The 26619-nt window shown below is 72.9% G+C and carries 20 protein-coding genes; 11 read left to right on the forward strand and 9 right to left on the reverse strand.

Annotation, left to right across the window (positions count from 1 at the left end; all coding sequences use genetic code 11):
* Positions 1-175 precede the first annotated feature (175 nt).
* Complete coding sequence (locus tag MKK82_RS33035) at positions 176-1171, reverse strand: NUDIX hydrolase (protein ID WP_238284769.1); 996 nt, start codon at positions 1169-1171, stop codon at positions 176-178.
* Positions 1172-1373: 202 nt separating this feature from the next.
* On the opposite strand from MKK82_RS33035, the gene thiE reads away from it, so the two are divergent.
* The 3 genes from thiE to MKK82_RS33050 all read left to right on the forward strand — a co-directional run bounded on the left by thiE (position 1374) and on the right by MKK82_RS33050 (position 3645).
* Positions 1374-2084 (forward strand): thiamine phosphate synthase, encoded by a 711-nt coding sequence (gene thiE, locus MKK82_RS33040; RefSeq protein WP_243988031.1) that lies wholly within the window; start codon positions 1374-1376, stop codon positions 2082-2084.
* Positions 2081-2896 (forward strand): bifunctional hydroxymethylpyrimidine kinase/phosphomethylpyrimidine kinase, encoded by an 816-nt coding sequence (gene thiD, locus MKK82_RS33045; RefSeq protein WP_238284771.1) that lies wholly within the window; start codon positions 2081-2083, stop codon positions 2894-2896. Before thiE ends, thiD begins: the two co-directional genes overlap by 4 nt.
* A gap of 122 nt (positions 2897-3018) precedes the next feature.
* A complete protein-coding gene (locus tag MKK82_RS33050) occupies positions 3019-3645 on the forward strand; it encodes a helix-turn-helix domain-containing protein (protein WP_238284772.1) in 627 nt (208 codons plus the stop codon).
* 7 nt (positions 3646-3652) lie between these two features.
* Here the strand turns inward: MKK82_RS33050 and MKK82_RS33055 are convergent, their stop codons facing one another.
* From MKK82_RS33055 to MKK82_RS33075, 5 genes are all read right to left on the reverse strand, one after another.
* On the reverse strand, positions 3653-4234 hold the full coding sequence (locus MKK82_RS33055) for an ABC-type transport auxiliary lipoprotein family protein (protein WP_238284773.1): 582 nt from the start codon (positions 4232-4234) through the stop codon (positions 3653-3655).
* A gap of 121 nt (positions 4235-4355) precedes the next feature.
* A complete protein-coding gene (locus tag MKK82_RS33060; RefSeq protein ID WP_238284774.1) occupies positions 4356-5438 on the reverse strand; it encodes an MlaD family protein in 1083 nt (360 codons plus the stop codon).
* A gap of 95 nt (positions 5439-5533) precedes the next feature.
* The gene (locus tag MKK82_RS33065) at positions 5534-6322 is read right to left on the reverse strand and encodes an ABC transporter ATP-binding protein (RefSeq protein ID WP_238284775.1); all 789 of its coding nucleotides are present in this window, start codon (positions 6320-6322) and stop codon (positions 5534-5536) included.
* A gap of 130 nt (positions 6323-6452) precedes the next feature.
* Positions 6453-7529 (reverse strand): ABC transporter permease, encoded by a 1077-nt coding sequence (locus MKK82_RS33070; protein WP_238284875.1) that lies wholly within the window; start codon positions 7527-7529, stop codon positions 6453-6455.
* 115 nt (positions 7530-7644) lie between these two features.
* Positions 7645-8817 (reverse strand): MFS transporter, encoded by a 1173-nt coding sequence (locus tag MKK82_RS33075; protein ID WP_238284776.1) that lies wholly within the window; start codon positions 8815-8817, stop codon positions 7645-7647.
* Between the two features lie 168 nt (positions 8818-8985).
* On the opposite strand from MKK82_RS33075, the gene MKK82_RS33080 reads away from it, so the two are divergent.
* Both MKK82_RS33080 and MKK82_RS33085 read left to right on the forward strand, forming a co-directional pair.
* Entirely contained in the window at positions 8986-9987 is a 1002-nt protein-coding gene (locus MKK82_RS33080) for a hypothetical protein (protein WP_238284777.1), read from the forward strand.
* Positions 9988-10095: 108 nt separating this feature from the next.
* Positions 10096-10536, forward strand: coding sequence for a DUF1489 family protein (locus MKK82_RS33085; RefSeq protein WP_238284778.1), 441 nt, complete (start codon positions 10096-10098; stop codon positions 10534-10536).
* A gap of 182 nt (positions 10537-10718) precedes the next feature.
* Here the strand turns inward: MKK82_RS33085 and MKK82_RS33090 are convergent, their stop codons facing one another.
* Positions 10719-18206 carry a hypothetical protein gene (locus MKK82_RS33090; RefSeq protein WP_279603397.1) on the reverse strand — a complete coding sequence of 2496 codons (7488 nt, stop codon included), beginning with the start codon at positions 18204-18206 and terminating at the stop codon, positions 10719-10721.
* 323 nt (positions 18207-18529) lie between these two features.
* Here MKK82_RS33090 and MKK82_RS33095 point away from each other — a divergent pair, with 323 nt between their 5' ends.
* Positions 18530-18850: an Hpt domain-containing protein gene (locus MKK82_RS33095; protein ID WP_238284877.1), complete on the forward strand. Its 321-nt coding sequence runs from the start codon at positions 18530-18532 to the stop codon at positions 18848-18850.
* Between the two features lie 147 nt (positions 18851-18997).
* A complete protein-coding gene (locus MKK82_RS33100) occupies positions 18998-19318 on the forward strand; it encodes a 2Fe-2S iron-sulfur cluster-binding protein (protein ID WP_010685602.1) in 321 nt (106 codons plus the stop codon).
* Positions 19319-19459: 141 nt separating this feature from the next.
* Here MKK82_RS33100 and MKK82_RS33105 read toward each other — a convergent pair whose 3' ends face one another.
* Positions 19460-20635, reverse strand: a complete 1176-nt coding sequence (locus MKK82_RS33105) for a vWA domain-containing protein (protein WP_238284779.1) — start codon at positions 20633-20635, stop codon at positions 19460-19462.
* A 335-nt stretch (positions 20636-20970) separates the two neighbouring features.
* Here MKK82_RS33105 and MKK82_RS33110 point away from each other — a divergent pair, with 335 nt between their 5' ends.
* The gene (locus tag MKK82_RS33110) at positions 20971-21378 is read left to right on the forward strand and encodes a hypothetical protein (protein WP_238284780.1); all 408 of its coding nucleotides are present in this window, start codon (positions 20971-20973) and stop codon (positions 21376-21378) included.
* 16 nt (positions 21379-21394) lie between these two features.
* On the opposite strand, the gene MKK82_RS33115 is transcribed toward MKK82_RS33110, so the two are convergent.
* Positions 21395-23239: a cation:proton antiporter gene (locus tag MKK82_RS33115; RefSeq protein WP_238284781.1), complete on the reverse strand. Its 1845-nt coding sequence runs from the start codon at positions 23237-23239 to the stop codon at positions 21395-21397.
* A gap of 313 nt (positions 23240-23552) precedes the next feature.
* Between MKK82_RS33115 and MKK82_RS33120 the strand changes: the two genes are divergently transcribed.
* The 3 genes from MKK82_RS33120 to MKK82_RS33130 all read left to right on the forward strand — a co-directional run bounded on the left by MKK82_RS33120 (position 23553) and on the right by MKK82_RS33130 (position 26558).
* On the forward strand, positions 23553-24812 hold the full coding sequence (locus MKK82_RS33120) for an ATPase (protein WP_238284782.1): 1260 nt from the start codon (positions 23553-23555) through the stop codon (positions 24810-24812).
* Positions 24809-25450, forward strand: coding sequence for a hypothetical protein (locus tag MKK82_RS33125; protein WP_238284783.1), 642 nt, complete (start codon positions 24809-24811; stop codon positions 25448-25450). The genes MKK82_RS33120 and MKK82_RS33125 overlap by 4 nt, the downstream gene beginning before the upstream one ends.
* Before the next feature lie 256 nt (positions 25451-25706).
* Positions 25707-26558 carry an AAA family ATPase gene (locus MKK82_RS33130; protein WP_238284878.1) on the forward strand — a complete coding sequence of 284 codons (852 nt, stop codon included), beginning with the start codon at positions 25707-25709 and terminating at the stop codon, positions 26556-26558.
* Positions 26559-26619 lie beyond the last annotated feature (61 nt).

Consider the following 26619-nt stretch of genomic DNA (forward strand, 5'->3'; position numbering starts at 1 on the left):
CCGCCCTGATGGTGTCGAGCATGATGCTGACATGGCAGGTTTATCGCCTCCACAGGCCGTAGCCGCCACGGGCCCGCGTCCCCTGATTCGGGCCGACCGCGCGCGGTCGGCCCGACCGGCGATGGCCGGGCGGACGTCCCGGCCGCGGCCATGACCCCGCGGTTCCGGGCGGGAGTCAGCCCAGCCGTCGGGACGGAAGCCGCAGGCCCGGCGCCGGACGCTCCAGCAGCACCTCCCGGCGGAATCGCACGAGCCGGGCCGGCCGGCCGGCGGCGCCGCTGGTGACGCTCTCGGTCTCCTCAACCAGCCCCTGCTGCGCCACGAGACGCCGGAAATTCTGCTTGTGCAGCTGCGTGCCCGACAGCGCCTCGACGGTGCGCTGGAGCTGGAGAAGGGTGAATTCCGGCGGCATCAGCTCGAACACCACCGGGCGGTACTTGATCTTGCCGCGCAGGCGCCCGATCGCCGTGGCGAGCACCCGCCGGTGGTCGAAGGCCATGGGCACGCCGGTGGGATCGTTCGGCAGCGCGGGCCCGGGGTTGCCTCTCGCCTCCGGGATCAGGCCGGCCTCGAACAGCAACTCGTAGCGCTCCAGCACCCGCTCCTCGTTCCACGTGCCGCCGTTCATGCCGAAGGTCAGGCCGAGGCGGTCGAGGCGGCGGGTCCGGACGGCGCAATCCTCGGGCTCCGCGGCCCAGGCGGCGAGCCGCGCCTCGATGGCGTCGAGCTGGCGCGGGCGCCCCTGGCGGAAATCCTCGTAGGGCAGGTAGCGGTACCAGTTCTGCCACGCGGCCTCGGCGAGGCCGGCGGGCCGCTCCTCGCGGACGAGGGCCAGGTAGGCGACGGACAGCGAGTGCACCCCCGATTTCTCGGCGGTTCCGGAGCGGTCGCGATCGCCGAAGGTGTAGAGCTGCTCCACGTAGCCGAGGCGCTGGTGCGTCTGCCGCTCCACCCAGGCGCGCAGGCCGCGCTCCAGGGTCGCGTGCTCGGGCACGAGCGGACCGGCCGGCAGGCCGTCCACGCGGCCCGGCGCCTGATCGGGGACGCGGATCGTGAGGGCGCGCGGCTCCCCCTTGGTCGCGGCGACGATCACCGCGACGAGGCCCACGGAGGAGCGCTCCGGCAGGGCCTGCGCCCCGCGCGCACCCGTCTGCACCGCGGCAACACTCATCGTCCCTGACCGCCTCTCCCCTCGGATGCGCCTTAGCCGATCCCGCCTATAGGCGTGCTGGATCGGCGCACGTCAACGCCGCCGTATGACGCCGCTCCCCGGGATGCCGCCCGGAACGCTTGCCAACGCCGATGGGGCTATCCAAACAGGGACGCCCGAGGGCCGGCGCGGGGCCGGACGGGGCGGGGAATGTGCGACAGCGATGCCAGCCAGCGCGAGCGCCGCATCGCCCGGGAGCCGGGCGGTGGACCTGCGGCTCTACGGCCTCCTCGACGTGGGCGTCTGCGGTGCGGACGGGACGCGGCTGGCGCAGCTCGCCGCCGAGGCGGTGGCGGGCGGCTGCACCCTGCTCCAGTACCGCGAGAAGGACGTCCCCGACGCCCGCGCCGCGCTGGCGCGGATCCGGGCGATCCGTGAGGCCGTGCGCGGCCGGGTCCCGGTGCTCGTCAACGACCGCGTCGACCTCGCCCTCGCGGCGGCGGCGGACGGCGTGCATCTCGGCCAGGGCGATCTGCACCCCGCCGACGCGCGCCGCCTCCTGGGAGAGGGCGCGATCATCGGCCTCACCCTGAAGAAACCGGCCCAGGCCGACGAGCTGTACCGGTTGCCCGTCGACTACGCCTGCATCGGCGGCGTGTTCGCCACCACCAGCAAGGACAATCCCGACCCGCCGGTGGGCCTCGAAGGCTTTGCCAGCATCGCCTTCCGCGCCCGCCTGGCACGCGGTGCGGGCCTGCCGCTCGGCGCCATCGCGGGGATCGGCCTGGAGAACGCGGCCGCGGTGATCGCCGCCGGGGCGGACGGCATCGCGGTGATCACCGCCCTGTTCGGCGCGGAACCGGTGCGCCAGCGCGCCCGCGAACTGCGCGCCCGGATCGACGCCGCGCTCGCCGAGCGGGCGGGTGCACGATGAGCGGCACCGCCCCCATCGCGGTGACGATCGCGGGCTCGGATTCCGGCGGCGGCGCCGGCATCCAGGCGGATCTCAAGACCTTCTCGGCGCTGGGCGTCTACGGCGCCAGCGTGATCACGGCGCTGACCGCGCAGAATACGACCGGCGTCCAGGCCATCCACGACGTGCCGCCCGATTTCGTGGCCCGGCAGATCGACAGCGTGTTCTCGGATCTCGCCGTGAACGCCCTGAAGATCGGCATGCTGTCGCGGGCCGCGGTGATCGCGGCGGTCGCGGACGGCCTGGAGCGTCACGCCGCCGCGATCCCGATCGTCCTCGACCCCGTGATGGTGGCCACCAGCGGCGACCGGCTGATCGCCGACGACGCGGTGGCGGCGCTCCGGGAGCGGCTGCTGCCGCGGGCCGACCTGATCACCCCCAACCTGCCGGAGGCGGCGGTGCTGCTCGGCGAGGCCGTGGCCGGGGACGCGGCGACGGCGGTGGCCCAGGCCCGCCGGCTCGTGGCTCTCGGCGCCCGGGCGGTGCTGATCAAGGGCGGCCACGGAACGGGGCGCGAGAGCATCGATCACCTCGTCACGGCGGACGGGACCCTGCGGACCCTGTCGGCGCCGCGGATCGCGACGCGCAACACCCACGGCACCGGCTGCACCCTCTCGGCCGCGGTGGCGGCGGGGCTCGCCCACGGCCTGACGCTCCCGGAGGCTGTCGCGGACGCCAAGACCTACCTGACCGCCGCCCTCGCGGCGGCCGACCGCCTCGCGGTCGGGGCGGGCCACGGCCCCGTCCACCACTTCCACGCCGCGTGGCCGTAGGGGAGGCGGATCGGAGCTTTCGGTGCTTCGGCCCTGCCCGTGCCTTGCAACCGGACAGCGATTGCGTTTGAAGAAGCGCACGATCGTTCGGATAACGGAACGGCGCAGGCGGACCGGTGACGATGCAGGATCAGGCGGAACGGCCCGACCGGGGGCGCGGGCGCGACCTGCTGACCGGGGCGCAGGCGCTCTCCGGACAGCTCGGCAAGACCATCCAGCGGCTGCGCAAGGCCTACAACCTCTCGCTCTCGGAACTCGCCGAGCAGTCGGGCGTGGCCAAATCGATCATCAGCCAGATCGAGCGCAACGAGACCAACCCGACGCTCGCGACGATCTGGCGGCTCTCGCAGGCGCTGGACGTGTCCATCGAACGGGTTCTGGCCGCGGGCGACGAGGAACCGTTCATCGAGAAGACCTCCCGGGCGGACACGCCGATCCTCGTCTCGGAGGACGGCAAGGTGCGGCTGGCGATCATCGGCTGGCTCAAGACGATCGAGTGGCTGCAATGGTACGAGGTCGCGGCCGATCCCGGCGGCGTCCTCGACTCGGACCCGCACCAGCGCGGCTCGGTGGAGTCGCTCTCGGTCGCCGAGGGGGCGTTCGAGGTCGAGGTCGGCGGCATCGTGCAGCGGGCGCGGGCCGGCGAGACCCTGCGCTATCGCTGCGACCGCCCCCACCTCGTGCGCTGCACCGAGGGTCCGGCGCGGGCGACCATGGTGGTGATCATGAAGGCCGCCGTGATGGAGTGAGCCGGGCTCATCGCCCGGTGTTCACCCAGCGCACCACGTCCGCCAGCACGATGGAAAGCGCCTGATCGAGGGCGCGGGCGCCGTTGCCGGAATCGACCTTGGCCACCGGCACACGGGCCGTGAAGATCCGCGCCGCGGTCACCTTGCCGGTCCCGTCCGTCACGAGCTTCAGCGACAGGTCGACCACGGCCTCGCCGGTCCCGGCCTGGACGTCGAAGGCGCGGATCTCGCTGATCAGCTGGTAATCGGCCACGACCTTGTCGCCGGGCCGGCTCACGGAGCGCAGGCGGCCGGAATTCTCCAGGCTCTGGATGATGCGCGTCTGGATCAGCCGCGGCAGCCGGTCGGCCCACTGGCCGCCGCCCAGGAACGAGAGGGCGCCGCCGGGCTCGCGCACGATGATCCGGTCGGCCTCGAAGGGCTGGATGCTGACCGGCTCCGAGACCGCGATTGACCGGCCCGCCGCGATCGGGCGGCCGGAGGGCGGCAGGGCCGCAAGGTCGAAGGTGAGGGGCGCCGCGCCGCCGCCGCACCCGCCCAGGAGGGCGGCGAGCAGCACAGCGGCAGCGATGTGGGACGAGCGGACCATGCGCACAACCTGAGAGACCCCGCCGACGGGCGGCAGAGCTGTAAAAGCCATGCGGTTAAAACTACCCCGCCCCTGTATCGGTGTCGTGCGCCGGAACACATCGACTGTGCCGCGGGCGATTTCAGCGTCCGCCGTTGTATTCCGGCAACGACGGCTTGCCGCCAAAGATCACCTGGCTCGGGTCGCGCTCCAGGCTGCGCACCGTGCGGTTGAGCGTGCTCAGCGTCCGCTGGCCGTCCCCCGACAGGGCCTCGACCTCCCGGCGGCCGGAGCCGCTCAGGCGGCCGAAATTGGCCGAGATGCTGGCGGTGCGCTTGTCGAGGTTCTCCGACATGGTCCGGAAGGCCTTGCCGGCGTCCCGCACGGAGATCGCGGCGGCGCGGATTTCCGTGAACGTGCTGGACCCCTCCTGGCCGGAGGCCGACCCCAGGAAGCCCTGGGCGCCGTTGAGCACCGCGTCGATCTTGTCGGCCGAGGCGTTGAGCTTGGCGGCGAGCGAGCGGGCATCGTGCACCGCCCCCTCGATGTCGGGGCTGGACTTGGACAGGGCCGCCGAGAAGCGGTCGGCGTTGTCGATCACGTGGCCGAGCTTCGCGCCGTCCACCGCCTTGACCAGCGCCGCGATGTTCGGGCCGGCATCGGCGAGCGTCTTCGAGAAGGTGTCGACGTTGGCGAGGGACCGGCTGATCGCGCCCTCGTTGGCGGAGACGACCCGGTCGAGGCGGGCCAGCATGTCGTCGGCCCGCTGCGCCACCTGGCGGGCGAGCGCCATCATGTCCTGCATGTCGGAGGAATCGGCGAAGATCGTCGGCGGCTCGCCGTTGGCCAGGGGGGTGAGCACCGGCGCGTCGGCGTTGCCGCCCGACAGGGAGATCACCGAGACGCCGGTGAGCATCGCCGAGTCGAGGCGGGCGCGGGTGTCGGCCCGGAGCGGGGTCGCGGGCTCGACCTTGATCTGGGCGAGCACCCGGCGCGGATCCTGCGGGGCGAGGCGGATGTCGGTGACCTCGCCGACCTTGATGCCGTTGAAGTTCACGCTCGAGCCGCGAGAGAGGCCGCCCACCGAGCCCGAGAAGACGATGCGGACGGTCTGGCTGACTTGCCGCGAGGCCCCCCCGGAGAGCCACAGCACGGTACCGAAGCCCGCCAGGATGACGGCGATGGTGAAGGCCCCGATGAGGGCGTAGTTCGCGCGGGTTTCCATGCGCTCAACCTGCTCTTCTGCCCGGCGGAGATCCGGCCGGGCCTCTGGCCCCGGCTCCCCGAGGGGGGCGGGGCAGGATCTGGGTGGGACGGCGCTCACGCATGGGCTGCGGCGCCGCCCGTGGCGATGGTCCGGGCGCGCTTGCCGTGGAAGTAGGAGCGCAGCCAGGGATGGTCGCTCGCCAGCATCTCGTCGATCGTGCCGGCCGCGATGATCTGGCCGTCGCCGAGCGCCGCGATGCGGTCGCAGGCGGTGTAGAGGCTGTCGAGGTCGTGGGTGACCATGAAGACGGTCAGGCCCAGCGTCTCCTTGAGGGTCGAGACGAGGTCGTCGAACTCGCCCGCGCCGATCGGGTCGAGGCCCGAGGTCGGCTCGTCGAGGAACAGGATCTCGGGATCGAGGGCCAGGGAGCGGGCGAGCGCCGCGCGCTTGATCATGCCGCCCGACAATTCCGAGGGCAGCTTGTCGGCGGCGTCGGGCTTGAGGCCGACCATCTCGATCTTCAGGCGGGCGAACTCGTCGAGCAGGCGCTCGGACAGGTTCAGGTGCTCGCGCATCGGCACCTGGATGTTCTGCTTGACGGTGAGCGCCGAGAACAGGGCGCCCTGCTGGAACAGCACGCCCCAGCGCTGCTCCATCCGGCGCCGCTCGGCGTAGGTCAGCGCGTCGACGTCGCGGCCGAACACCTCGATCCTGCCCGCACGCTTCGGATTCAACCCCAGGATCGTCCGGGTGAGCACCGACTTGCCCTGACCCGAGGGCCCGACGAAGCCCAGGATCTCGCCGGCGCGAATGTCGAGGCTCAGGCCCTTGAGGATGTTGCGGTCGCGGAAGCCGACCACGAGGTCGCGCACGCGGATGATCGGCTCCTCGTGTTCGCTCACCGTCCCCCCCCGATCCGTGTGCGCGTCGCGGCGCGACCCAGGCGCGCGCCGCGCCCGGAGGTCACCCGCTGCCCTGGGTCGCTTCGCGGCGCTCGCGATGACGGAATGGGTGGCATCGACGGGATGGGTCTCAAAAATCGATGGCGGCGAAGAAGACCGCGAACAGGCCGTCGAGGACGATGACCATGAAGATGGACTTCACCACCGAGGCGGTGACGTGGCGGCCGAGGGACTCCGCCGAGCCCTCCACGGCGAAGCCCTCGATCGTGGCGATCACCCCGATGGTCAGCGCCATGAACGGCGCCTTGATCAGGCCGACCATCACGTGGTGGACGCCGACCGCCGCTTGGAGCCGGGCCAGGAACTGGTCGAGGGTCAGCCCGCCGTAGAGCATCGCGGTAAGGCCGCCACCGGCCAGGGCCGAGAGATCGCCGATCAGCGTCAGCATCGGCAGGCCGAACATCAGGGCGAGCACGCGGGGCACGATCAGGATCTCGACCGGGTCGAGGCCCATGACGCGCAGCGCGTCGACCTCCTCGCGCATGCGCATGGATCCGATCTCGGCGGTGATCGCCGAGCCGGAGCGTCCAGCCACCATGATGGAGGTCAGCAGGACGCCCATCTCGCGCAGGATCAGCAGCCCGATCAGGTTGACCACGAAGGTCTGGGCGCCGAAGCGCTGGAGCTGGAAGATACCCTGCTGGGCGACGATGCCGCCCACCAGGAACGAGATCAGCACGATGATCGGCGTGCCGTTGAGGGCCACCTGCTGGACCTGGTTGATCAGCGCGGTGCCCCGGAAGGTGCCGGGCCGCAGGGCGACGCGGCCGCAGGCGGCGATCAGCTCCCCGAGGAACGCCAGGGCGGTGACGAATTCGTGCCCGCCGCGCACGGTCTGGCGCCCGGTGGCATCCAGCAGGCCGACGATCGGACCGTGACGCCGGGCCGGCGCCGCCTCGGGCTCGCGCAGGCGCACTTCGCCCAGCAACGTCCGGTGCTCCGGCCGCGCCGCGAGATAGGTGAGGGCGCCGCCCGCCTGCCCGATCTCGGTGCGGGTCCGCTCCAGCACCCAGGCGCCGAGCGTGTCGAGGCGCTCGATTCCCGACAGGTCGACCGCCACCGGACCGCTCCGGCCGGCCGCCGCGATGCGGGCGGCCGCGGCCTCGACGGCCGGCGCCTGGTCGGCGGTCCAGCGTCCGTCAAGCATCAGCCGGCCGTCGTCCGGCCGCTCCCGCACAGATGCGCCGAGAACGATGTTCTCGCTCAGCAAAAGACCTCACTCCTCGATCGAGGCACCACTCTGCCGGGCGGTTATGTCGACATTACGGTTGATGAACCGTGTCCGGCGTCACGCCCGCCCGGCGCGAGGCGAGGGCGAGCCCGAGCCCGGCGGCGGCCAGCGGCGCCATCAGCAGGAAGGCGAGGGGGCCGCCGGACCGGTAGGCGAAGCCGCTCACCAGGGTGGCGACCACCGCGACGCTGGCGTTGACGGCGCTGAGCGTGCCCTGCGCCCGGCCCCGCGCCCCGTCGGGAGCGTAGGCCGAGACCGCCGCCATGGCCCCGAGCTGGGTCGCACCGAACGTCAGGCCGTGGAGGGCCTGCAACGGCACCAGGGCGGCGAGGCGGTCGCCGAGGAGGAACATGCCGACCGCCCGCAGGATCGCCGCGGATGCGCCGAGGCCGAGCAGTCGCACCGGGCTGCGCCACGCGGGGGGCAGGGCGGGCACGGACGCGAACAGCACGATCTCGGCGAGCACGCCGGTCGCCCAGAGCGCGCCGACCCAGGCCGCCGTGATGCCGTGCTCCGTCCAGAAGATGCTGCCGAATCCGTAGAGGGCGCCGTGGCTCGCCTGGATGGCGGCGGCCGCGCCGATGCAGAGCCACAGCTTGAGCGGAAGGCGCGGGCGTCCCGCGCCGTCCGCCGCCTGCGGCACGGCCGCCACGGACCGGCTGCGCCACGCCACGAGCGCCGCGACCAGGGCGAGGCCGGTGAGCAGCACCGGCACCGCGAGGTGGCCCCCCAGCGCCGACAGCAGGACGCCGCCGACGAGGTTGGCCATCAGGAACGCGACCGAGCCCGCCATCCGGATCCGGGAATAGGCGAGGCGGGAATCCCGGCGCACGGCCGCGAGCGTCAGGTAGTCGATGCAGGGCACGAGCGGCGCGCCGGCGGCCGCGTTGAGCACGATCAGCACGGCGAGCAGGGGCCATCCGACCCCGGCGGCGCCGGGCATCAGCGCGTAGGTCAGGCTCAGCGCGAGGCTGCCCAGCAGGATGAGCCGGCGCGGGCCGAGGCCGCGGTCGAGCAGGCTCATCAGCGGCGCCGTGGCGGCGATCCGGGTCGCGATCGGCAGGGCGAGCAGCACGCCGATCAGCCCGGCGTCGATCCCCAACGTGTCGAGCCAGAGAGGCATGAACGGCATCGCGATGCCGATCTCGGTGAAGACGACGGCGTAGAGCAGCGACAGGCGCGCCGGGCCGGACGGGCGAAGCAAGGCGGGGCTCGGGGCGGCAGTTCGGAGGGGGCCCGGATCGGGCCCGGATCGGGGCCCGCCCGTAAGCGCCCGTTAAAGGCATCCTGTCAAATTGCGCGCTTCCGGGCCGGATCCTGCGCCGGCCGTCGCCCGCCGCCCGCCGCCCGCCTTCCGCGTCCAGGGAAGCTCATGACCGGACCTGTCACCCCGAGCCCCGCTGCGTCGGCCGAGTACGACGCCATCGCGGCGGCGCTCGCCGCCACGGAGCGCGGTCGCTGGTTCCTGGCCGAGCATGTCCGCCGCAACCGCGGCGCCGACACCGAGACGCTGCTCGGCGCGATCGCCCGGCTGGAGCGGACCGTCACCGAGGATCGCGGCCACGAGGCGTTCGGGCACCTGCGCGGCAACCTCGTCGACATGGCCGACGCCATCAGCCGCACCAAGGCCGAGATCGCGGCGATCAGCGCCACCGATACCCAGCAGACCCGCCTGACCCAGGCGTCGCTCGCCCTCGACGCAATCGTGCGCGAGACCGAGCAGGCAACCTCCGACATCCTCGGCTCGGCCGAGGCCATCCAGGAGGCGGCCTGGACCCTGCGCGAGCGGGGCGGCGACGCGCCGGCCTGCGACGCCCTCGACCGGCACGCCACCGCGATCTACACGGCGTGCTCGTTCCAGGACCTCACCGCGCAGCGCACGGCCCGGATCGTCTACACGCTCCGCTACCTGGAGGACCGGCTCTCGGCGATGATCGCCATCTGGGGCGCCGAGGCCGAGCGGATCCCGTCGCCGTCCGGCCCCCGGACAGCCGGCCCGGAGGCGGAGCCGTCCGACCTCTGCCAGAGCGACATCGATCGGTACATCAGCATGGATGTCCCGGCCGTGACGGCGGCAGCCCTCGTGGCCCGGCCCGGAAGCCCGCCGCTCCACGAAGATCTCGCGTTCCTGCCGGTCACGGGCGGGACGGACGCGCCGCTGCCGTCGTCCGACGTCGCCTGGATCGCGGCGGCCGCATCCATCGCGACTTCCGAACCGGATGCGGAGACCGCCGCCGGGGACGCCCCGGAGCCCGACTGGGCCGACATCGTCGCGGCGGTGCCCGAACTGGAGGTTCCGGGGGAGGAGCCTGTCTTGAGCTTCGCTGCGCTTGACGCGCTCCCGCCGGAGGAGCGGCTGGCACTCTTCGCCTGAGAGGCGCATCGGGACGCGGACCCTGCTATCAGGGCGCCGCATGGCATCCCATGGTTTCCCGTGGCGTCCCATGCTGTCCCGTGTCGTCAGTCGCGAGAATCCGCGTCCGTGGCCCTGCACCTGATCAAGCTCTGCGTCGGCCCCGCCTCCATCGCCGACCTTGAAGCGCGGCAGGCGCGGTTCCTCGCCGATGCGCTCCGGGACGGCCGGCCGGCGGCGCCGTTCCACGTCACCCGGACCCTGCCCAAGCGCCACCGGGAGATCGCCGGGCAGGGCTCGATCTACTGGGTGATCCGGGGAACCCTGTCCTGTCGGCAGGCGATCACGGCCATCGAGCCGCTGACCGGGGAGGACGGCATTCCGCGCTGCCGGCTGGTCTTCGACCCGCGCCTCGTCCCGGTGGCGCCCCGTCCGTACCGTCCCTTCCAGGGCTGGCGCTACCTCACGGCGGGCGACGCGCCGACCGACCTCGGCGCCGGGGCCTCGGGCGATCTCGCCGAGATGCCCGAGGCCCTGCGGCGCGAGCTGGTCGGCCTCGGCCTGCTGTGACCGGAGGGTCCGACGCGCGCCCTCACCCGGAGCCGCCGGACGTCGCGGGATCCCCCCGAACCCTCCTTCGAGACCCGCCGACGCGGGCAATCCCGCACCAGGGCGAGGGCCGGAGAACTGCTCCCTGAGCGCGCCCGCACCGCAGCCCGCCGGAGCCGGCCTCGACCCCGGCGGGACGCGTCTTACGCCCCGTCGAAGCGTCCGCTGGCATGGGCCAGCATGGTGTAGACCTTGCCGGTCTCCGAGGTGAGATAGGCGTCGGTCCGCTTGGCGTCGCTGTCGTTCTTGACCACGTCGCCGAGCAGGCGCTCGAACTCGCTGACGTAGCGGTCGACGCTGCGGCGGAACTCCGTGTCGGTCCGGTAGCGGCGCTGGATCTCCGCGAAGGTCGCGCGGCCCTGCGGCGTGTAGATCCGCGGGTCGAACAGGTTGGGCTCGCCGCGGCGGTACCGCTCCCACAGGTCGACCGCGGTGCGATGCTCGATCATCTTGGCGATGTCGGTCGAGATCGTGTCGAGGGCGATCCGTCCGGTCTCGGCGGCCGCCACCGCGGGCCGGCGGGCCGGCTGTGCGGGCGCCGCCGGCGCGGCGGCCGGCGCGTCGGCCGCCGGAACCTCCTCGTCGTCGTCCAGGGAGGCGCGGGTCAGGAGATCCGACAGCCAGCCGCGCTTGTCGCCGGCCTGTGCGGGCCGGGCCGGAGCGGCCGGGCGTGGCGCCTCGATCCGGGCCGGAGCGGCCGCGGCGGGCCGCGGTGCCGCCGCGGCGGTCGGAAGCGCCGGAGCGGAAGCCGCCGGAGCCGCCGGCGCCAGGGAGGCGGCGGGGACCGGAGCGGCCGGGGCCGGTGCGGAGCGGCTGCCGCCCTCGGCGACCCGCCGCTGGGTCTGCGCCTGCGGCTGGGCGACGTCCACGGCGCGGCCGGAGCGGGAGACCAGGGACGAGAGCTCGTTGAGCGCCTTGATCTGGTCGGCCACCACCCGGCGCATCTCGCCCGTGGCATCCTGGGTCTCGCGCGGCAGGTCGAGGACGCCCTTGGCAAGTTCGGCGCGGGTGGCGTCGAGTTCACCGCGGATCGAGCCCGCCATCTCGCGCAGTGCCGAGAAGGAGTCGCCGAAGCTGGCCTGGGCCTCCTGGAAGCCGCTGCGCATCTCGCGGGCCGCCTCCTCGATGGCCTGCCGCACGCCCTGGGCGGCCTTCTCGCCCTCGGCGCTGGCGCTGTCCTTCAGGTCGGCGAAGGCGCTCGTCACCGAGGCGCCGGCGCCCTGGGCCGACTGGGCCAGGGACTCGCCGACGCTCCGGGCACGGTCCTCGGCGGCGCGCAGGGTCTGCTCGATCGTGCGCTCCAGGGCCTTGCCGTTCTGCTCCAGGGCGGTCGCCCGCGCCTCGAAGGCGGCGAGCGCGCCCGTCAGGGCCGTTTCGCGGCCCGTCAGGGTCGACCCCAGACGCTCCTCGATGGCGGCGAGCGAGGCGGCCGCCCGGTCGAGGGCGGCGACGTGCGCGGCCGTCTGCTCCCCGAGGGAGCGACCCCGCGTATCGAGGGTCTCGGCGAGGCGGGACGCCTCTTGGAGGGCCCCGTCGGCGGCGCCGCGCAGGGATTCGACCTGCGCCGACACGCCGGCGCTGGCCCGGCCGGTCTCGGAGGCGATGCGTTCCAGCGCCTCCTGGATCTGCTCGATCCGGCCGGCGAGGCCCCGCTCGACCGCGCCGAGATTCGTGTCGGCGCCGGCCACGAGGTCGCTGAGGGCCGTGTTGGCGGTCTCGATCCTCTGGAGGAGGGCGCCGAGTTCCCGGCCCATGCGGTCGTTGGTCTCGAACAGCTCCGAGAGGGTGCGGCCGGCGCCGTCCTCGACGGCGGCGCGCAGCAGCTCGGCCGAGGCCCGCGACTGCACCGCCAGCTCCTCGGTCCGCTCCCGCAGGGTCTCGGCCAGCGGAACACCCGTCTCGGCAAGCGTCCGCTCGATCGCGTCGGCCCGGTCTGCCAGGGCGCGGGACAGGTCGAGCATCGGACCGTCGATGGCCTCGCGCAGGCGGACCACATGACCCTCCACGCTGTCGCCGGCCGCGCGGCCGCTGCCCTCGATGCTGGCGAGCAGGGCGCCGCCCTTCTCCTCGATGGCGCGCACCAGGGTCTCGGCGCTCTCCGCGAGGCGGCGGGACAGGGCCTCGCCGCGGGCATCCACCAGGGCGCCCAGCGCGGTGGCGCGCCGCTCGAACCCGGTCCCGAGCGCCTCTGTGCGCGCGTCGATCAGGCCGGCGAGCGCCGCCTCGCGGCGGCTGAGCGTCTCGGCGAGCGCCGCGTTGTGGGCGTCGACCTGCTCGGCATGGGCCCGCGCGCGCTCGTCCAGGGCGGCCACGAGGCTCGCGGTGCGCTCGTCCATGAGGCCCGCGAAGGCCTCGTGGCGGTCGTCGAAGGCCGTGGCCAGCGTATCCGCGCGCTGAGCGACCAGCGTCGCGAACAGCCGCATCCGGCTGTCGATGCGCTGGGTGAAGGCGTCGGCCCGGGCATCGACGCCGCGGGCCAGGGCCTCGCTCTGCGCCTCCACGGCCTGCGCGAGCGCCGTCGTGCGACCCTCCACGACGCCGTCGAGGTCGCGCAGCCGGGCGTCGAAGGCCTCGACCAGGGCTCCGGTGCGGCCTTCGGCAGCCGCCATCAGGGCCTGGCTGCGGTCTTCGAGCAGCCCCTCGATCGACGCGCGCGCCTCTTCGAAGGTGCCGCGCAGGGCCTCGATCCGCGCGTCGACCCGCTCGGACACGTCGCGGCCGGTCCCCTCGACGATCGCCCCGAGGCGACCCTGCACCCGCTCGAACAGCACCTGCAATTCGGCCGTCCGCTCCCTGAGCGTCTCGGCGAGTTGGGTCTCGCGCGTCTCCAGCAGGCCCGCGATGGCCGGATTGACCTGCTCGATGGTCGCCTGCAGCGCCTGGGTCCGGTGCTCGATCGTTCCGGCGATCTGGCGGCCGCGGCCCTCCACGAGGCGGTCGATCTCCTCCTGAGCCCGCTCGAACACGGCCTGCAGCGCGACGGTCCGCTCCTGCATGGCCTCGGTCAGCCGGGCTTCCCGCGTCTCCAGCAGGCCCGCGATGGCGGGGTTCGCCTGCTCGATGGTGGTCTGAAGGGCCTGCGTGTGGTGCTCGATCGTCCCGGCGATCTGGCGGCCGCGGCCCTCCACGAGGCGGTCGATCTCGCCCTGTGCGCGCTCGAACAGGGTCTGGAGGTCGGCCACGCGTGCCCCCAGCAGCTCCGACATCTGGGCCGGCGCGGCATCGAGGGTGGTGCGCAGCCCCTCGGTCTGGGCCGCGATGGCGTCGGCGACTTCCTGGCCGCGGCCATCCACGAGGTCGCGCAGGCCCGCCTGGGCCTCCTCGAACAGGGTCTGCAGGCGCTGCGTGCGCGCGTCGAGGGTCGCGGCGAGCTGGCGCTCGCGGGTCTCCACCAGCGCCGAGACGGCGGCGGGCGCCTCCTCCAGCACCCCGCGCAGGGCCTGGATCCGGGTGTCGATGGCGGCGGCGAAGCGGCCGCCGCCGCCCTCGACCACCGCGTCGAGGGCGGCCTGGGCCTCCTCGAACAGGGTGCGCAGGGCCTGCCCGCGGGCGGCGAGCGTCTCGGCGAGACGGTTGCCCCGGCCCTCGACCAGGGTCTCCAGGCTGCCCAGCCGCTCGTCGAACAGGCTGCCGAGTTGCCGGGTCCGGTCCTCCAGCGCGCCGGTCGCGGTGCCGAACGCGCCGTCCAGGGCGGCGACCAGCGCCTGGCCGCGGCCATCCAGCGCCTCGTTGATCGGGCCCATGCGGCCGTCCATCGTGGCGGCCAGGGTGCCGGCGTGGTCGTCCAGCATCACGCGGATCTGGTTGGTCCGGTCGTCCAGCAGGCTGTGGACCGAGCGCACGCCGTCGTCGAGCAGGCCGCTGATGTCGGCGGTCCGGCTCGACAGGGTGTGACCCAGGCGGCCCTCGCCGGCCTCCAGCATCCGCTCGGCATCCGCGATGGTCTGCTGCAGCTTGGCGAGCACGCTCTCGCCGCGCTGGTCGATCAGTTGCGCGAGCGACGTGCCGCCGCTGTCGAACAGGCGGCCCAGCTCGGTGATGCGGCCGCCGATCGCCCCGAACACGGAGCGGCCCTTCTCGTCGAGCTCGCCCGACAGGGACGCGATGCGCTCGTCGATGAGGCGGGCGAGATGGTCGGCACGCTCCGCGAAAGCGGCGCGCACGGCCTCGGTGCGGGCTTCCAGCGCCGCGTCGGCGCTCTGGGCGCGCTCGTCCACCAGCCGGACGATCGCCTCGCCGCGGGTCGACAGCGCCGTCTCCAGGCCGCGGGTCGAGTCCTCGATGGACGTGGTGAGCGCGCGGACGCGCTCGGCCATGGCGCCGTCGAGGCCGCCGGTCCGGTCGGAGATCATCGCGACGAGGTCGCGCGTCCGGCCGGCCAGTTCCTCGTCGACCGCGCGGGTGCGCGCCTCGATGAGGCGGATCGCCTCGAAGGCCTGCACGCCGAAGCTCTCGTCGACCAAGCGGGCGCGCTCGTCCAGCGCCTCGGCGATCGCCTGGAGGCGGCCGATCACGCCGACGTCGAACTGGCCCGCGCTCTCGGCGATCCGGTGGGCGATCTCGCCCGTGTGCCGGGCGATATCCTCTCCGAGGCCGGTGGTGCGGCCCTCCAGCATCTCGATCAGGCCGCGGTGGCCCTCGGCCATGATGCGCGCCATCTCGTCGGTCCGGGCGCGCAGCACGTCATCCACCGCTGAGGCGCGGGTGCCGAGATGGGCGTCGATCTCGGCGACGAGGCCGGCCACGGCCGCGCCGATCTCGGCGGTCCGCCGGACGGAGCGCTCCTCCAGGCCGCCGAGGTGGGTCTCGATCATGCTGCCGGCCTCGCGGGCCTGGGCCGAGATCGTCTCGGCGACGGCCTGACCCTTGCCGGTGATGAGGCGGTCCATCTCCTCCAGCCGGGTGCCCACGGTTTCGCCGAAGGCCGCGGTGTCGCGGCCGATGCGGTCCGCGAGGATGTCGCCGCGGGCGATGGTCTCCTGCAGGGCGGTGAGGCGGCTGCCCAGGGTCTCGTCGATCGCCCGGACCCGTCCGTCCGCGGTCTCGGCGAAGCTCGCTCCGGTCTGGCTGAGGGTGTCGGCGATGCGGGCCCCCTGGCTCGCCACCGCCAGCACGATGTCGCGGCCTGTGCCGCTGATGCGGGCCTGGGTCTCGTCGGCGTGGCTCGCCAGGAGTTCGGCGACGCTGCGGCCATGGGCGCCGAAGGCCGTCTCCATCTCGCCGATCCTCGCGGCGAGGTCGGCCGAGATCGCGCGGGCGGCCTCGGCGAGGCTGCCGGTGGCGTCGCCGGTCCGCGCGGCGAGTTCCCGGTTGAGGTCGTCGAGGGCGGCGCGGACGGCGGCGACCGCCTCCGTGCCGCGCGCGCCCAGCTCCGTACCGGCCCGGTCGGCGGCGTCGCGGAACCGCGTCGTCAGGCTGGCGGTCTCCGCCTCGACGGCGCCGGTCACCTCGGCGGAGGCGTTGCGCAGGGTCTCCAGGGCGGCGGTGAGGCGGGCGGTCGCGTCGCGCGTCCGGCCCTCGGCGGCCTCGCCCGCCTGATCGGCGGCGGCGCGCAGCGCCTCGGCCGCCTCACCGGTCCGCGCCGCCAGGGCGGCGGCGGACTCCGAGACCCGACGCTCGAAGACCTGCACGGCCTCGAGGGTCCGGGCCTCGACCGCGCCGGTGGCATCCTCGGCCGAACCGCGCAGGGCGGTGGCGACTTCCTCGGTCCCGCGCCGGAGCGCGGCGACCGCGCCGGCGGTGCGGCCGTCGATCTCGCCCGACAGGTTCTCGACGGCCCCCCGCAGGCTGCCGACCGCGGCGGCAGCCCCGGCCTCGAAGCCCTGGCCCAGCACCGTGAAGGCGGCCTCCAGGCTCGCCGCGGCCGTGCCGGTGTGATGCGTGATCCCGCTGCCGGCGCGCTCGGCCGCCGCGGCGACGCGGCGCTCCAGATCCGCGGCCCGCACCGTGACGGTCTCGTCGAGCCGTGCCGCGATGCCGTCCATGCGCTCGGCGAGGGCGCCGCCGCGATCCGACAGCGCCTCGGCGATCCGCTCGGCCGTGCCGATCAGGTCGTCGCGCACCGCGCCCGCGCGGGTCGTCAGGGTGTCGCCGGCGCCGCTCGCGGCGAGCGCCAGGGCGGCCTGGGCGTCGCGCCCGCGGCCCTCGATCATCTCGGCCACCGACAGGCCCGCGCTCTCGATCTCGGCGCGGAGCGCGGTGCCGCGGCCGGCGATGTCCTGGGTCAGCGCCGTGCCGGTCTCGGCGAAGCGGGCGGTGATCTCGGCGCCCATGGCGCCGAAGCGCTCGGTCAGGTCAGAGCCGCGCGACAGGAAGACGGTCTCCAGGCCGCCCACCGAGCGCTCGAAGCTCTCGCGCACCGCGCCGGCCTGCTGCTCCAGGGCCTCGCCCACGCGCGTGCCGGTCTCCGCGAGACTCCGGGCCAGCGCGCCGGTGTTCTCGGCGAGGCGGTCGGTGAGGGCGGTGCCGGCGGCCTCGAAGGCGCCCGTCACCTCGCCGGCCCGGGTCCCGAAGGTGCGGGTCAGCGTCTCGCCGACCTCCTGGAGGGTCCCCCGCACGTCCTGGCTCGTCGCCGTCAGGTTGTCGATGAGATCGCTGCCGCGGGCGGTCATCAGGCCGACCACCCGGTCGCCGGCCTCGCCCAAGGAGGCGGTGATCGCGGCGCCGCGGATCTCCAGCGCGCCGGTAACGCGCTCGCCCGCGCCGGTCACCGCGGAAACGATCCGGTCGGAGGCGCCCTCCAGCTCCTGGCTCAGGCTCTGGTGCGAGCCGGTGATCGCGGTCCGAACCCGGTCGGCGTTGGTGACGATGGCCTCCCGCTGCGCCACCAGCTCGTCCACGAGGGACCGGATGCGGATCTCGTTGTCGGAATAGGCGCGCTCCAGGGTGGCGATCTCGCCGCGCACCAGGGTCTCCAGTTCACCCGCGCGGGCGAGCGCCCGCTCGACGCCGTCGCCCACCGCCGCCACCTCGCGGCGCACGGTCTGCGACATGGTCAGGACGGCATCGGTGGAGAAGCTCTCGGGTTCGGCCAGCCGCACCGCGACCTCGCCGACCGCGCGGGCGACGAGGCGCATCTCCTGGGCGCGCACGGCCAGCATGGCGGCGATCACGAACAGCACCACCGGCCCGAGCAAGGCGGCGGCGCCGATGCTCGCCTGCAGGGCGCTGAGCCCCGCCACGACGCCACGCAGGTCGCCGTCGGACTTGGTCCAGGCGACCAGCACGAGGGCCCCGATCCAGGCCGCACCGGCGGCGAGGGCGAACAGGTAGGGCTTGGGCGAGGAGCGCACCCGCAGGGTCTGCTGCAGGATGCCGATGTTGCGTCGGTCGTCGTTGGCCACGAGCGAACGGTCGGGCGGCAGGAGGCCGCCCTCGCGGCGGGGACGATCCAGGCCGGGGGGCGGCAGGTCCGAGACGAGGGGCGCGTCGAGGTCGAGGCGCGGCGGCATGGTGCGGCCGGCCGGGTCGAGGCCCCCGTCGAGCAGCGGATCGGCATCGCCGACGTCGGGCAGGCGCGGCTCGGCGCGGCTGTCGGTGCCGTTCGGCGTCAGGGCGTCGAGGTTCAGCGCCTGCTCGATCGCAGAGAGCGCGGCCTCGGCCGGGTCCTTCAGCTTCTTCTCGGTCGCCATTCAACGCCTCGTTACACGGGTTCACCGGCACCTGGGGAGGCTGATGCCGGAGACGCAACGCCCCGTTTACCATCCAAGATTAGACGCGGGCAGCGATTGCCGATACCCGAGCCCCCGGCCGGCCCCAGAAAACGTTAACCGAATGGTTACCGCGCCTGCCGCTCACCGCCTCCGCCATCCTGCCGCACGGGACGGGTCCGGCGCGATCCCCGCCCCGCGAATCGGGGGGTGAATTGTGTGGATCAGCCCCGCCATCCACGAAGAACACGCATCCCGGGAGCCAGGACATGAGCCAGGACAGGAGCCGGGGCACGAGCCGGGGCATGCAGGCCATCGACCGCGCGGCGCTCGACGTCCAGACGGGGGGCGACGCCGAACTCGCCCGCGAAGTGCTGGATCTGTTCGCCGGCCAGTGCCGGTCGATCCTGCCCAGGCTCGCCGATGCCGCCGCCGCGCCGGAGCGGCGCGCCGACCTCGCCCACACCTTGAAGGGCTCGGCCGCGGGCGTCGGCGCGGAGCGGGTTCGCGCCCTGGCGGACGCCGCCGAGGCGCGCCTGCGCGCGGATGACGGGCCGGTCCCGCTCGACGACCTCGCCGCCGCGGTCGCGGCGGCGCTCGCGGAGATCGGGACCGCGCAGCCCTGACGAGCCATCCGGGCACCGCCCGCGATGCGGCGATCGAACCGGGAGGGGCGACAACCGCCGCGCTTGCATTCCGCGATCTCTGCCGCCAATCAGGCGCACGCCGCCCGTCGGAGAGATTGCGCTCGACGCGAGCCCGGAGCCCCCAGCATGCCCAAGATCACCTACGTCGACCACGCCGGGACGGAGAGGACCGTCGAAGGCAGCGTCGGCGCGACCGTGATGGAGACGGCTCTGCGCAACAACGTGCCGGGCATCGACGCGGAGTGCGGCGGCGCCTGCGCCTGCGCGACCTGCCACGTCTACGTCGCCGACGCGTGGATCGAGGTGGTGGGCAAGGCCGCCGACATGGAGCAGGACATGCTCGATTTCGCCAGCGACGTGCGCGAGAACTCCCGCCTGTCCTGCCAGATCAAGATCACGCCGGCGCTCGACGGGCTGGTGGTGACGACGCCCTCCCAGCAGGGCTGACAGGGCGTCCGATCGCGGGCCGGCGACGGACGGTTCGCCGGATCATCCATCCTCCCGCGTCCCGAGGGGCCGGAGCGCAGCGGGAACCTCGGGGCGAGGGTGCGGGTCGGATGAGCCCCCCGAGCCGGGGCCTGTCACGGCTCACCGCACGAGCGCCCGCGCCGCCGCGTCGAGCCCGTCCAGGGTGAGCGGGAACATCCGGCCGGCGACCAGCCGCTGCATCATGCCGATCGACTGGGTGTAGCCCCAGTGCGTCTCGGGCACCGGGTTCAGCCACGCGACCTTCGGGAAATGGTCGAGGAGCCGCTGCATCCAGACGGCACCCGCCTCCTCGTTCCAGTGCTCCACGGAGCCGCCCGGCGTGGCGATCTCGTAGGGGCTCATCGAGGCGTCGCCCACGAAGACGACGCGGTAGTCGCTGCCGTAGGTGCGGATCACGTCGAGCAGCGGCGTCTTCGCCTCGTGGCGCCGCCGGTTCTCGGTCCAGACCGCCTCGTAGGGGCAGTTGTGGAAGTAGTAGTGCGCGAGGTGCTTGAACTCGGAGCGCGCCGCCGAGAACAGCGCCTCGGCCTGCGCGATGTGCCAGTCCATCGAGCCGCCCACATCGAGGAAGAGCAGTACCTTGACAGCGTTGCGCCGCTCCGGCCGCAGCCGCACGTCGATGTAGCCCTGGCGGGCGCTCTCGCGGATCGTGCCGTCGAGATCGAGCTCCTCGGCCGCCCCCGTCCGGGCGAAGCGGCGCAGGCGCCGGAGCGCGAGACGCATGGTGCGGGCGCCGATCTCCCGGTCGTCGTCGAGGTCCTTGAACTCCCGCTTGTCCCAGACCTTCACCGCCCGGAAGTTGCGGTTCCCGTCCTGGCCGATGCGGATGCCCTCGGGATTGTAGCCGTAGGCGCCGAAGGGCGAGGTCCCGCCGGTGCCGATCCATTTCGAGCCGCCCTGATGGCGCCCCTTCTGCTCGGCGAGCCGCTGCTTCAGGGTCTCGAACAGCTTGTCCCAGCCCAGCGCCTTCAGCTCCGCCCGCTCGGCCTCGGTCAGGTATTTCTCCGCGAGCTTGCGCAGCCACTCCTCGGGGATCGCGGCGGGCTCCACCGCAGGGCCGAGGGTTTCCAGCCCCTTGAACACCGTGCCGAACACCCGGTCGAACCGGTCGAGATGCGCCTCGTCCTTCACGAGCGCGGTGCGCGCCAGGAAATAGAACGCCTCGACGTCGTGCCCGGCCAGCCCCCGGTCGAGGCCGCCGAGGAGGGTCAGGTACTCCTTCAGGGAGACGGGAACCTTGGCGTCCCGGAGGGCCGTGAAGAACTGCAGCAGCATCCCGGGAGAACGCGCCAGCGGAGCGCCCGGGTCAAGTCTGGGCGAATCGCCCGCCCGCGGATCGCGCCGGGCAGGACTATCCGGCCCCGGTCCCGAATCTTCGCCGGTGGTCGACAGGATTCAGGCCCGAGAAAGCGGCCGATCCGGTGCCCGGAGCGAGACTCCGCATGTGCACGGGACTCGTAACCTGGGCATAAGTCATCGAATCTGTTGATATGTGCCGGGCCAAGCCTCGCACAGTCACTCATTCGGTCATGGGAATCGCTCAACTCGAAGCATCGAGTGTGTGCGGACGCGGCGACGCGGGCCGGACAGGGCAAGCGAGGAGACCTGCGATGGCGGTCATCCTGCGGAATCTGACGGATTTCAAGCGGTTTCTCGGGAAGCCGGGGGCGACGATTCAGTTGGTGCGCAACACCTTCATGGACCGTCAGCCGGAGGCGACCCGCGGGGCCTACCGCGACAAGGGCATGTACGCGCCGCGCGCCGTGCAGGCCCTGTCGCGCAAGGCGGCCGTCTTCACCCTGCGGGGCTATCCCGGGACGGTCTGGCTTTACTGGGACAAGGGCGCCCGCGGCTGGCGCTTCACCGGGGACACCGTGACGGTGCCGCTCGTGACGGGCCTGGGGCCGGCGGACGAACTGGTCTACCGGTGCAGCTTCGCCGATGGCTTCGAGCGGGCCCCGCGCAGCCGCGTCGCGCGGCGGCCCAAGCTCGCCGAGGCGTACCCCGTCCCGGCGTGACGGAACGGGAGGCGGCTCAGGCCTCCTGGCCGGCGGCCTCCTGACGCTCGGGCTCCCGCTTGGCGGCCGGCTTGCCGAGGGCCTTGCCCACGGTACGGCGGGCCCGGAAGATCGGCTTCGCCTCGTTCTCGCGCTTCTTCAGCAGGGTCCGGTACTCCTCCCGCCGCTCGTGGATCGACGCGATGACGAGCCCCATCGGCACGCCGACATCGACCAGCACGGCCTCCGAGAGCTGCAGCGAGGCCTCGATCGTTTCCGGCACCGCGTCGTCGACGCCGAGTTCATAGAGCGCGGAGGCATGGCGGGCGTCGCGGGCCCGGGCCACGATGGTCAGGTCCGGCCGCTCGGCGCGGGCCGCCGCCACCGCCGCCTCGACGGCGCGCGGGTTGTCGAGGGTGACCACCAGGGCCCGGGCCGTGGCGATGTCGCAGCGGCGCAGGATTTCGGTGTTGCCGCTGTCGCCGAAGTAGACCGGCGCCCCGGAGCGCCGCTGCTCGGCGACCCGGGCGGCGTCGGAGTCGAGGGCGAGATACGGGATCTTGTGCCGCTCCAGCATCTCGCCGACCTGCCGGCCGACGCGGCCGAAGCCCGCCACGATCACCCGGTTCTCCACCCGCTCGGGCATCGGCTCCGCCTTGGTGGCGGCCTGGGCGCCGGCGGTCGCGCGCTGCTTGAGCCGCCGCCCGACCGCGGCCAGGGCCGGGATCATGATCATCGTGACGGTGGTCACCACGAGCGCGGCCGCCCCAACCTCCTCCGGCACCAGCCCGGTGGCCATGGCGCCTCCGATCAGGACGTAGGCGAACTCGCCGCCCGGGCCGAGCAGCAGCGCCGTCTCGAGCGCCACCGGCCGGGGGATCTTGAGGACCGGGGCCGCCATCATCACCACGGCGGCCTTGATCAGGACCAGTGCCAGGGACAGGCCCAGGATGGCGCCCGGCGTCGCCATGAGCTGCGCCGGGTCGAGGTTCATGCCCACCGAGACGAAGAACACGCCGAGCAGCAGGCCCTTGAACGGGTCGATCGTCGCCTCGATCGCCCGGCGATACTCGGTCTCGGCCAGGAGCAGGCCGGCCACGAAGGCGCCGAGCGTCATCGACAGGCCGCTCGCCGCCGCGGTCAGCGCCGTGCCGACAATGACCAGCAGGCAGGCGGCCATGAACAGCTCGGTGGAGCGCGTGCGCGCCACGAGCTGGAACAGCGGGCGCAGGGCGAGGCGGCCCGCGACCACGATCAGCACCAGCGCGACGGCGGCCTGGCCGAGCGCCAGGGCCAGGGCCCAGCCCTTGTCGCCGCCGTCGTCGCGGCCGAGCACCGCGATGGCGAACAGCGCCGGGGCCACCGCCAGATCCTGGAACAGCAGGACCGCGAAGCTCGTCCGCCCGGTGGGCGCGTTGAGCCGCCGCTGCTCGGCCAGCACCGGCAGCACCACGGCGGTCGACGACAGGGCGAGCCCGATGCCGACGATGGCGGCGCCGGTGAGCGGCACGTTGAGCCCGTACAGGATCGCTCCGAGGATCAGCGCGGAGCAGCCCACCTGCAGGGAGCCGAGGCCGAAGACGAGCCGGCGCAGGACCCGCAGGCGCTCCCAGGACAGCTCGATCCCGATCATGAACATCAGGAAGATCACGCCGAACTCGGCGAGGTGCGAGATCTCGGTGCGGTTGCCGATGGTGAACAGGTGGACGGAGGGGTAGGTATCGGCCAGCCGACCGAGGCCGAAGGGTCCGAGCAGGGCACCGGCGCCGATGAAGCCGAGCACCGGCGAGATCCGGAGGCGGTGGAACAGCGGCACCACGATGCCCGCCGTGACGAGAAACAGGATCGCTTCCTTGTAGGAGCCGGCGTGGACCTCTGGCATCGGCGGCGGATCGAACCTCGTCTTTCGCGGCGGCGGGGATGCCGATCACGGCTGCGCGATGATGGGTCGGCGCGGCGCTGCGGGCAACCGGTTTCCGCCCGGGATCGAGCCCGGGCAGGTGCGTTGCGACACAAGCCGGATACATCAACCGGGTGAGACATTTCGGTCACCGGCGCGCAGGATGCGGCCGGACATCCAGAGGATGCGTGCGGTGGACGCGTGCAACGCGGCTCAAAATCGGCACAATGCGCGCATACACGCCTGAGTTAACCGGGGGTTAAGCTCGGCCGGGCTGTGCCCGAGACTGGACCCGATGGATGCGACGAGGCCGATGATCTCCATCAAATCGATATTCTCCGGCCCCGCAGCGCCTCCGAACCGTGACCGCAAGCGCGAGCAGCGCGAGTGGAAGCTCGAATCGGACCGCTGGCAACACCAGCGCCACGTCGACAAGGGCTACCGCATCAAGTGGGGCTACGTGGGGATCGCATACCTCGTCGAGTTCATGGTGATCGGCGCCTCGCTCTGGGGCGCGTGGCTGTTCGCGGGCGTCTACAGCGACGGCGACTGGCACGCCTTCTACTTCATGCTGCTGGCGCCGCTGGTCTACGCGGCGGTGGAGCTGTGCCGGGTGCCGCTCGGCATCCTGGCCCGCACCCAGCGCTCGTACTTCGTGCGCGCGCTCGCGGTGCTGGGCATCATCTTCGCGGCCGGCGTGACCACCAAATCGGTGTCGCAGCTCGGCGAGATGATGTTCCATCCCCGCCTGATGGAGGCCGCGCGGACCAAGACCGCCCTGAAGGACGCGCAGGCCGACCGCGCCACGATCGGCGACCGCATCAAGGCGGCGGACGAGCGGGTGGCCCAGTACACGGCCGAGCTCGACCAGATCGAGAAGCGCGCCGCCGACAACGCCCAGCAGCTCGCCGGCCTCCCGGCACAGCGCTGCGAGCGGGTCTTCGGCACCAACAGCAAGGGCCGCAAGTACCAGAACCTGAAATGCGTGGCCGATCCCCGCGTCGCCGCCCTGTCGGGCGGTGTCACCAAGGCCTCGTCGGACCGTGCCGCGATGATCAAGGACCTTGAGGAGGCCCGCAAGGCCCGCGCGGCCCTCGATCCCGGCGCCGCCGACCGGCGCGTGGCCGATGCCGAGCAGGGCTACCGCAACGCGGTCAACCGCTCCCAGCTCCACTCCTTCACCGCCATGGTCTACGGCGTCGACCCGATCGACGTGACCGAGAGCCAGGTCCATGCCTTCCTGCGGATCTTCGTGTTCCTGCCGGCGGTCTGCGCCGCCTTCGCGTCGACGATCCTGGCGCTGTGCGCGGTCTCGACCCGCCGGACCTTCATGGACGAGGACGATCTCGGCGCCGCCGTGAATCCGGAGGCCGCCCCCTACATGCTGGATGCGATCGCCGACGCCCTGCGCTCGAATCCCGAGCCAATCCTGCCGCGGGCCGCCAATGCGTCGGGCGCGGTGATCCCGATGAACCGTCCGGCCCAGGGCCAGCAGGCGCTGCCCAACCAGACCCTGCCGAGCCAGACCCTACCTGCCGCGGGAGCGGGCGCATGAACTACGTCGCGGGCGGAACTCCTGAGAACATCGCCCTCGCCCAGCAGGTGAATTCGCGCCTGCGGGCGGATTCGAGCTACGTCGCCGCCCGCGCTTTCCTGTTCCGGGCGCTGGGCTTCGGCGCCTTCGCGTGCCTCGCCGGCATCGGCGTGGGCGCGGCGGCCTATGGCTGGGCGACGCTCAACCAGTTCGACACCGCCGCGGAGAAGATCGCCGCCGCCATGCAGGCGGCGCTGTCGGACGTGACCCTGAAGACCAAGGGCGAGGTCACGCTGACCGACAACGTGTTGAAGCTCGAGGGTCTGCCCAAGGCCCCCGCGACGCCGACGCCCACCAGGGCGCAACTCGGCAGCGATGCCGCACCGGCCTCCAAGGCGGTGGTGAACACCACCTTCACGGTGTTCAAGCAGGTGCCCTATCTCGACGGGCAGATCGTGACCGGCTGGAACTTCAAGGACAGCGCCGACCAGCCCTACCAGCAATACTGCTACTTCTCCCGCCGGACGGCCGAGGCGAAGGGGCAGGTCGAGATCAAGATCGACCTCGCCATGGACGGCAAGACCCTGCCGCAGCCGCAGAAATCCGACGTGAATCTGGAGATCCTGGCCCGGAACTGCGTCTGGCACGAGAAGGGCTGATCAGGCCCCGGGATGAGCCCGAACATCCGCTCCTGGCCCTCATCCTGAGGTGCGGACGCGAAGCGGCCGCCTGAAGGAGCCCCCCGAACGCGCCGCGATCCCCGAGACCCACCCCAAAGGCTCGCTCATGCGGACACCGCGGGATGCGGGTGGAGGCCGGGCGAGACGCCGTCGGCGAAGCCGCGCGGCAGAGCGCTTGCGGCACGGCAGGATAGCGCGTTACCCGTTGCGTCCGGCCCACCTCTCCGAGACCGCGATGCGCTTTTCCGGCACCGAGACCTACGTCGCGACCCCCGACCTGACCGCGGCCGTCAACGCCGCCGTCGTCCTCGAACGCCCGCTCCTGGTGAAGGGCGAGCCCGGCACCGGCAAGACCGTGCTGGCCGAGGAGATCGCCAAGGGCCTGAACGCGCCGCTGCTCGTCTGGAACATCAAGTCGACAACGAAGGCGCAGCAGGGGCTGTACGAGTACGATGCGGTCTCGCGCCTGCGCGACTCGCAGCTCGGCGACCCGCGGGTCTCGGAGATCGGCAACTACATCCGGCGCGGCAAGCTCTGGGAAGCGTTCACCGCGCCCGAGCGCCCGGTCCTACTCATCGACGAGATCGACAAGGCCGACATCGAGTTTCCCAACGACCTGCTGACCGAACTCGACCGGATGGAGTTCCACGTCTACGAGACCGGCGAGACCGTGAAGGCCGTGCGGCGGCCGATCGTGATCATCACGTCGAACAACGAGAAGGAGCTGCCGGACGCGTTCCTCCGCCGCTGCTTCTTCCACTACATCAAGTTCCCCGACGCCGAGACACTGCAGCGCATCGTCGATGTGCACTACCCGGGCATCAAGCACCGCCTCGTCGAGGAGGCCCTGCGGACCTTCCTGGCGATGCGCGAGGTGCCGGGACTGAAGAAGAAGCCCTCGACCTCGGAACTGCTCGACTGGCTGAAGCTCCTCGTCTCCGAGGACATCGCCCCCGAGACCCTGCGCGAGCAGGACGGCCGGAAGCTGATCCCGCCGCTCCATGGGGCGCTGCTCAAGAACGAGCAGGATGTGAGCCTGTTCGAGAAGCTCGCCTTCATGATGCGTCGGGAGCAGCGGGGCGGCTGAGGCCGGGGCCGCCGGCGCGGCCTGGACCACCCGCACCCTCGTCCGGCGGTGGGGACGCGCA

The organism is Methylobacterium sp. E-046, from assembly GCF_022829625.1.
GTDB classification, from domain to species: Bacteria; Pseudomonadota; Alphaproteobacteria; order Rhizobiales; family Beijerinckiaceae; genus Methylobacterium; species Methylobacterium longum.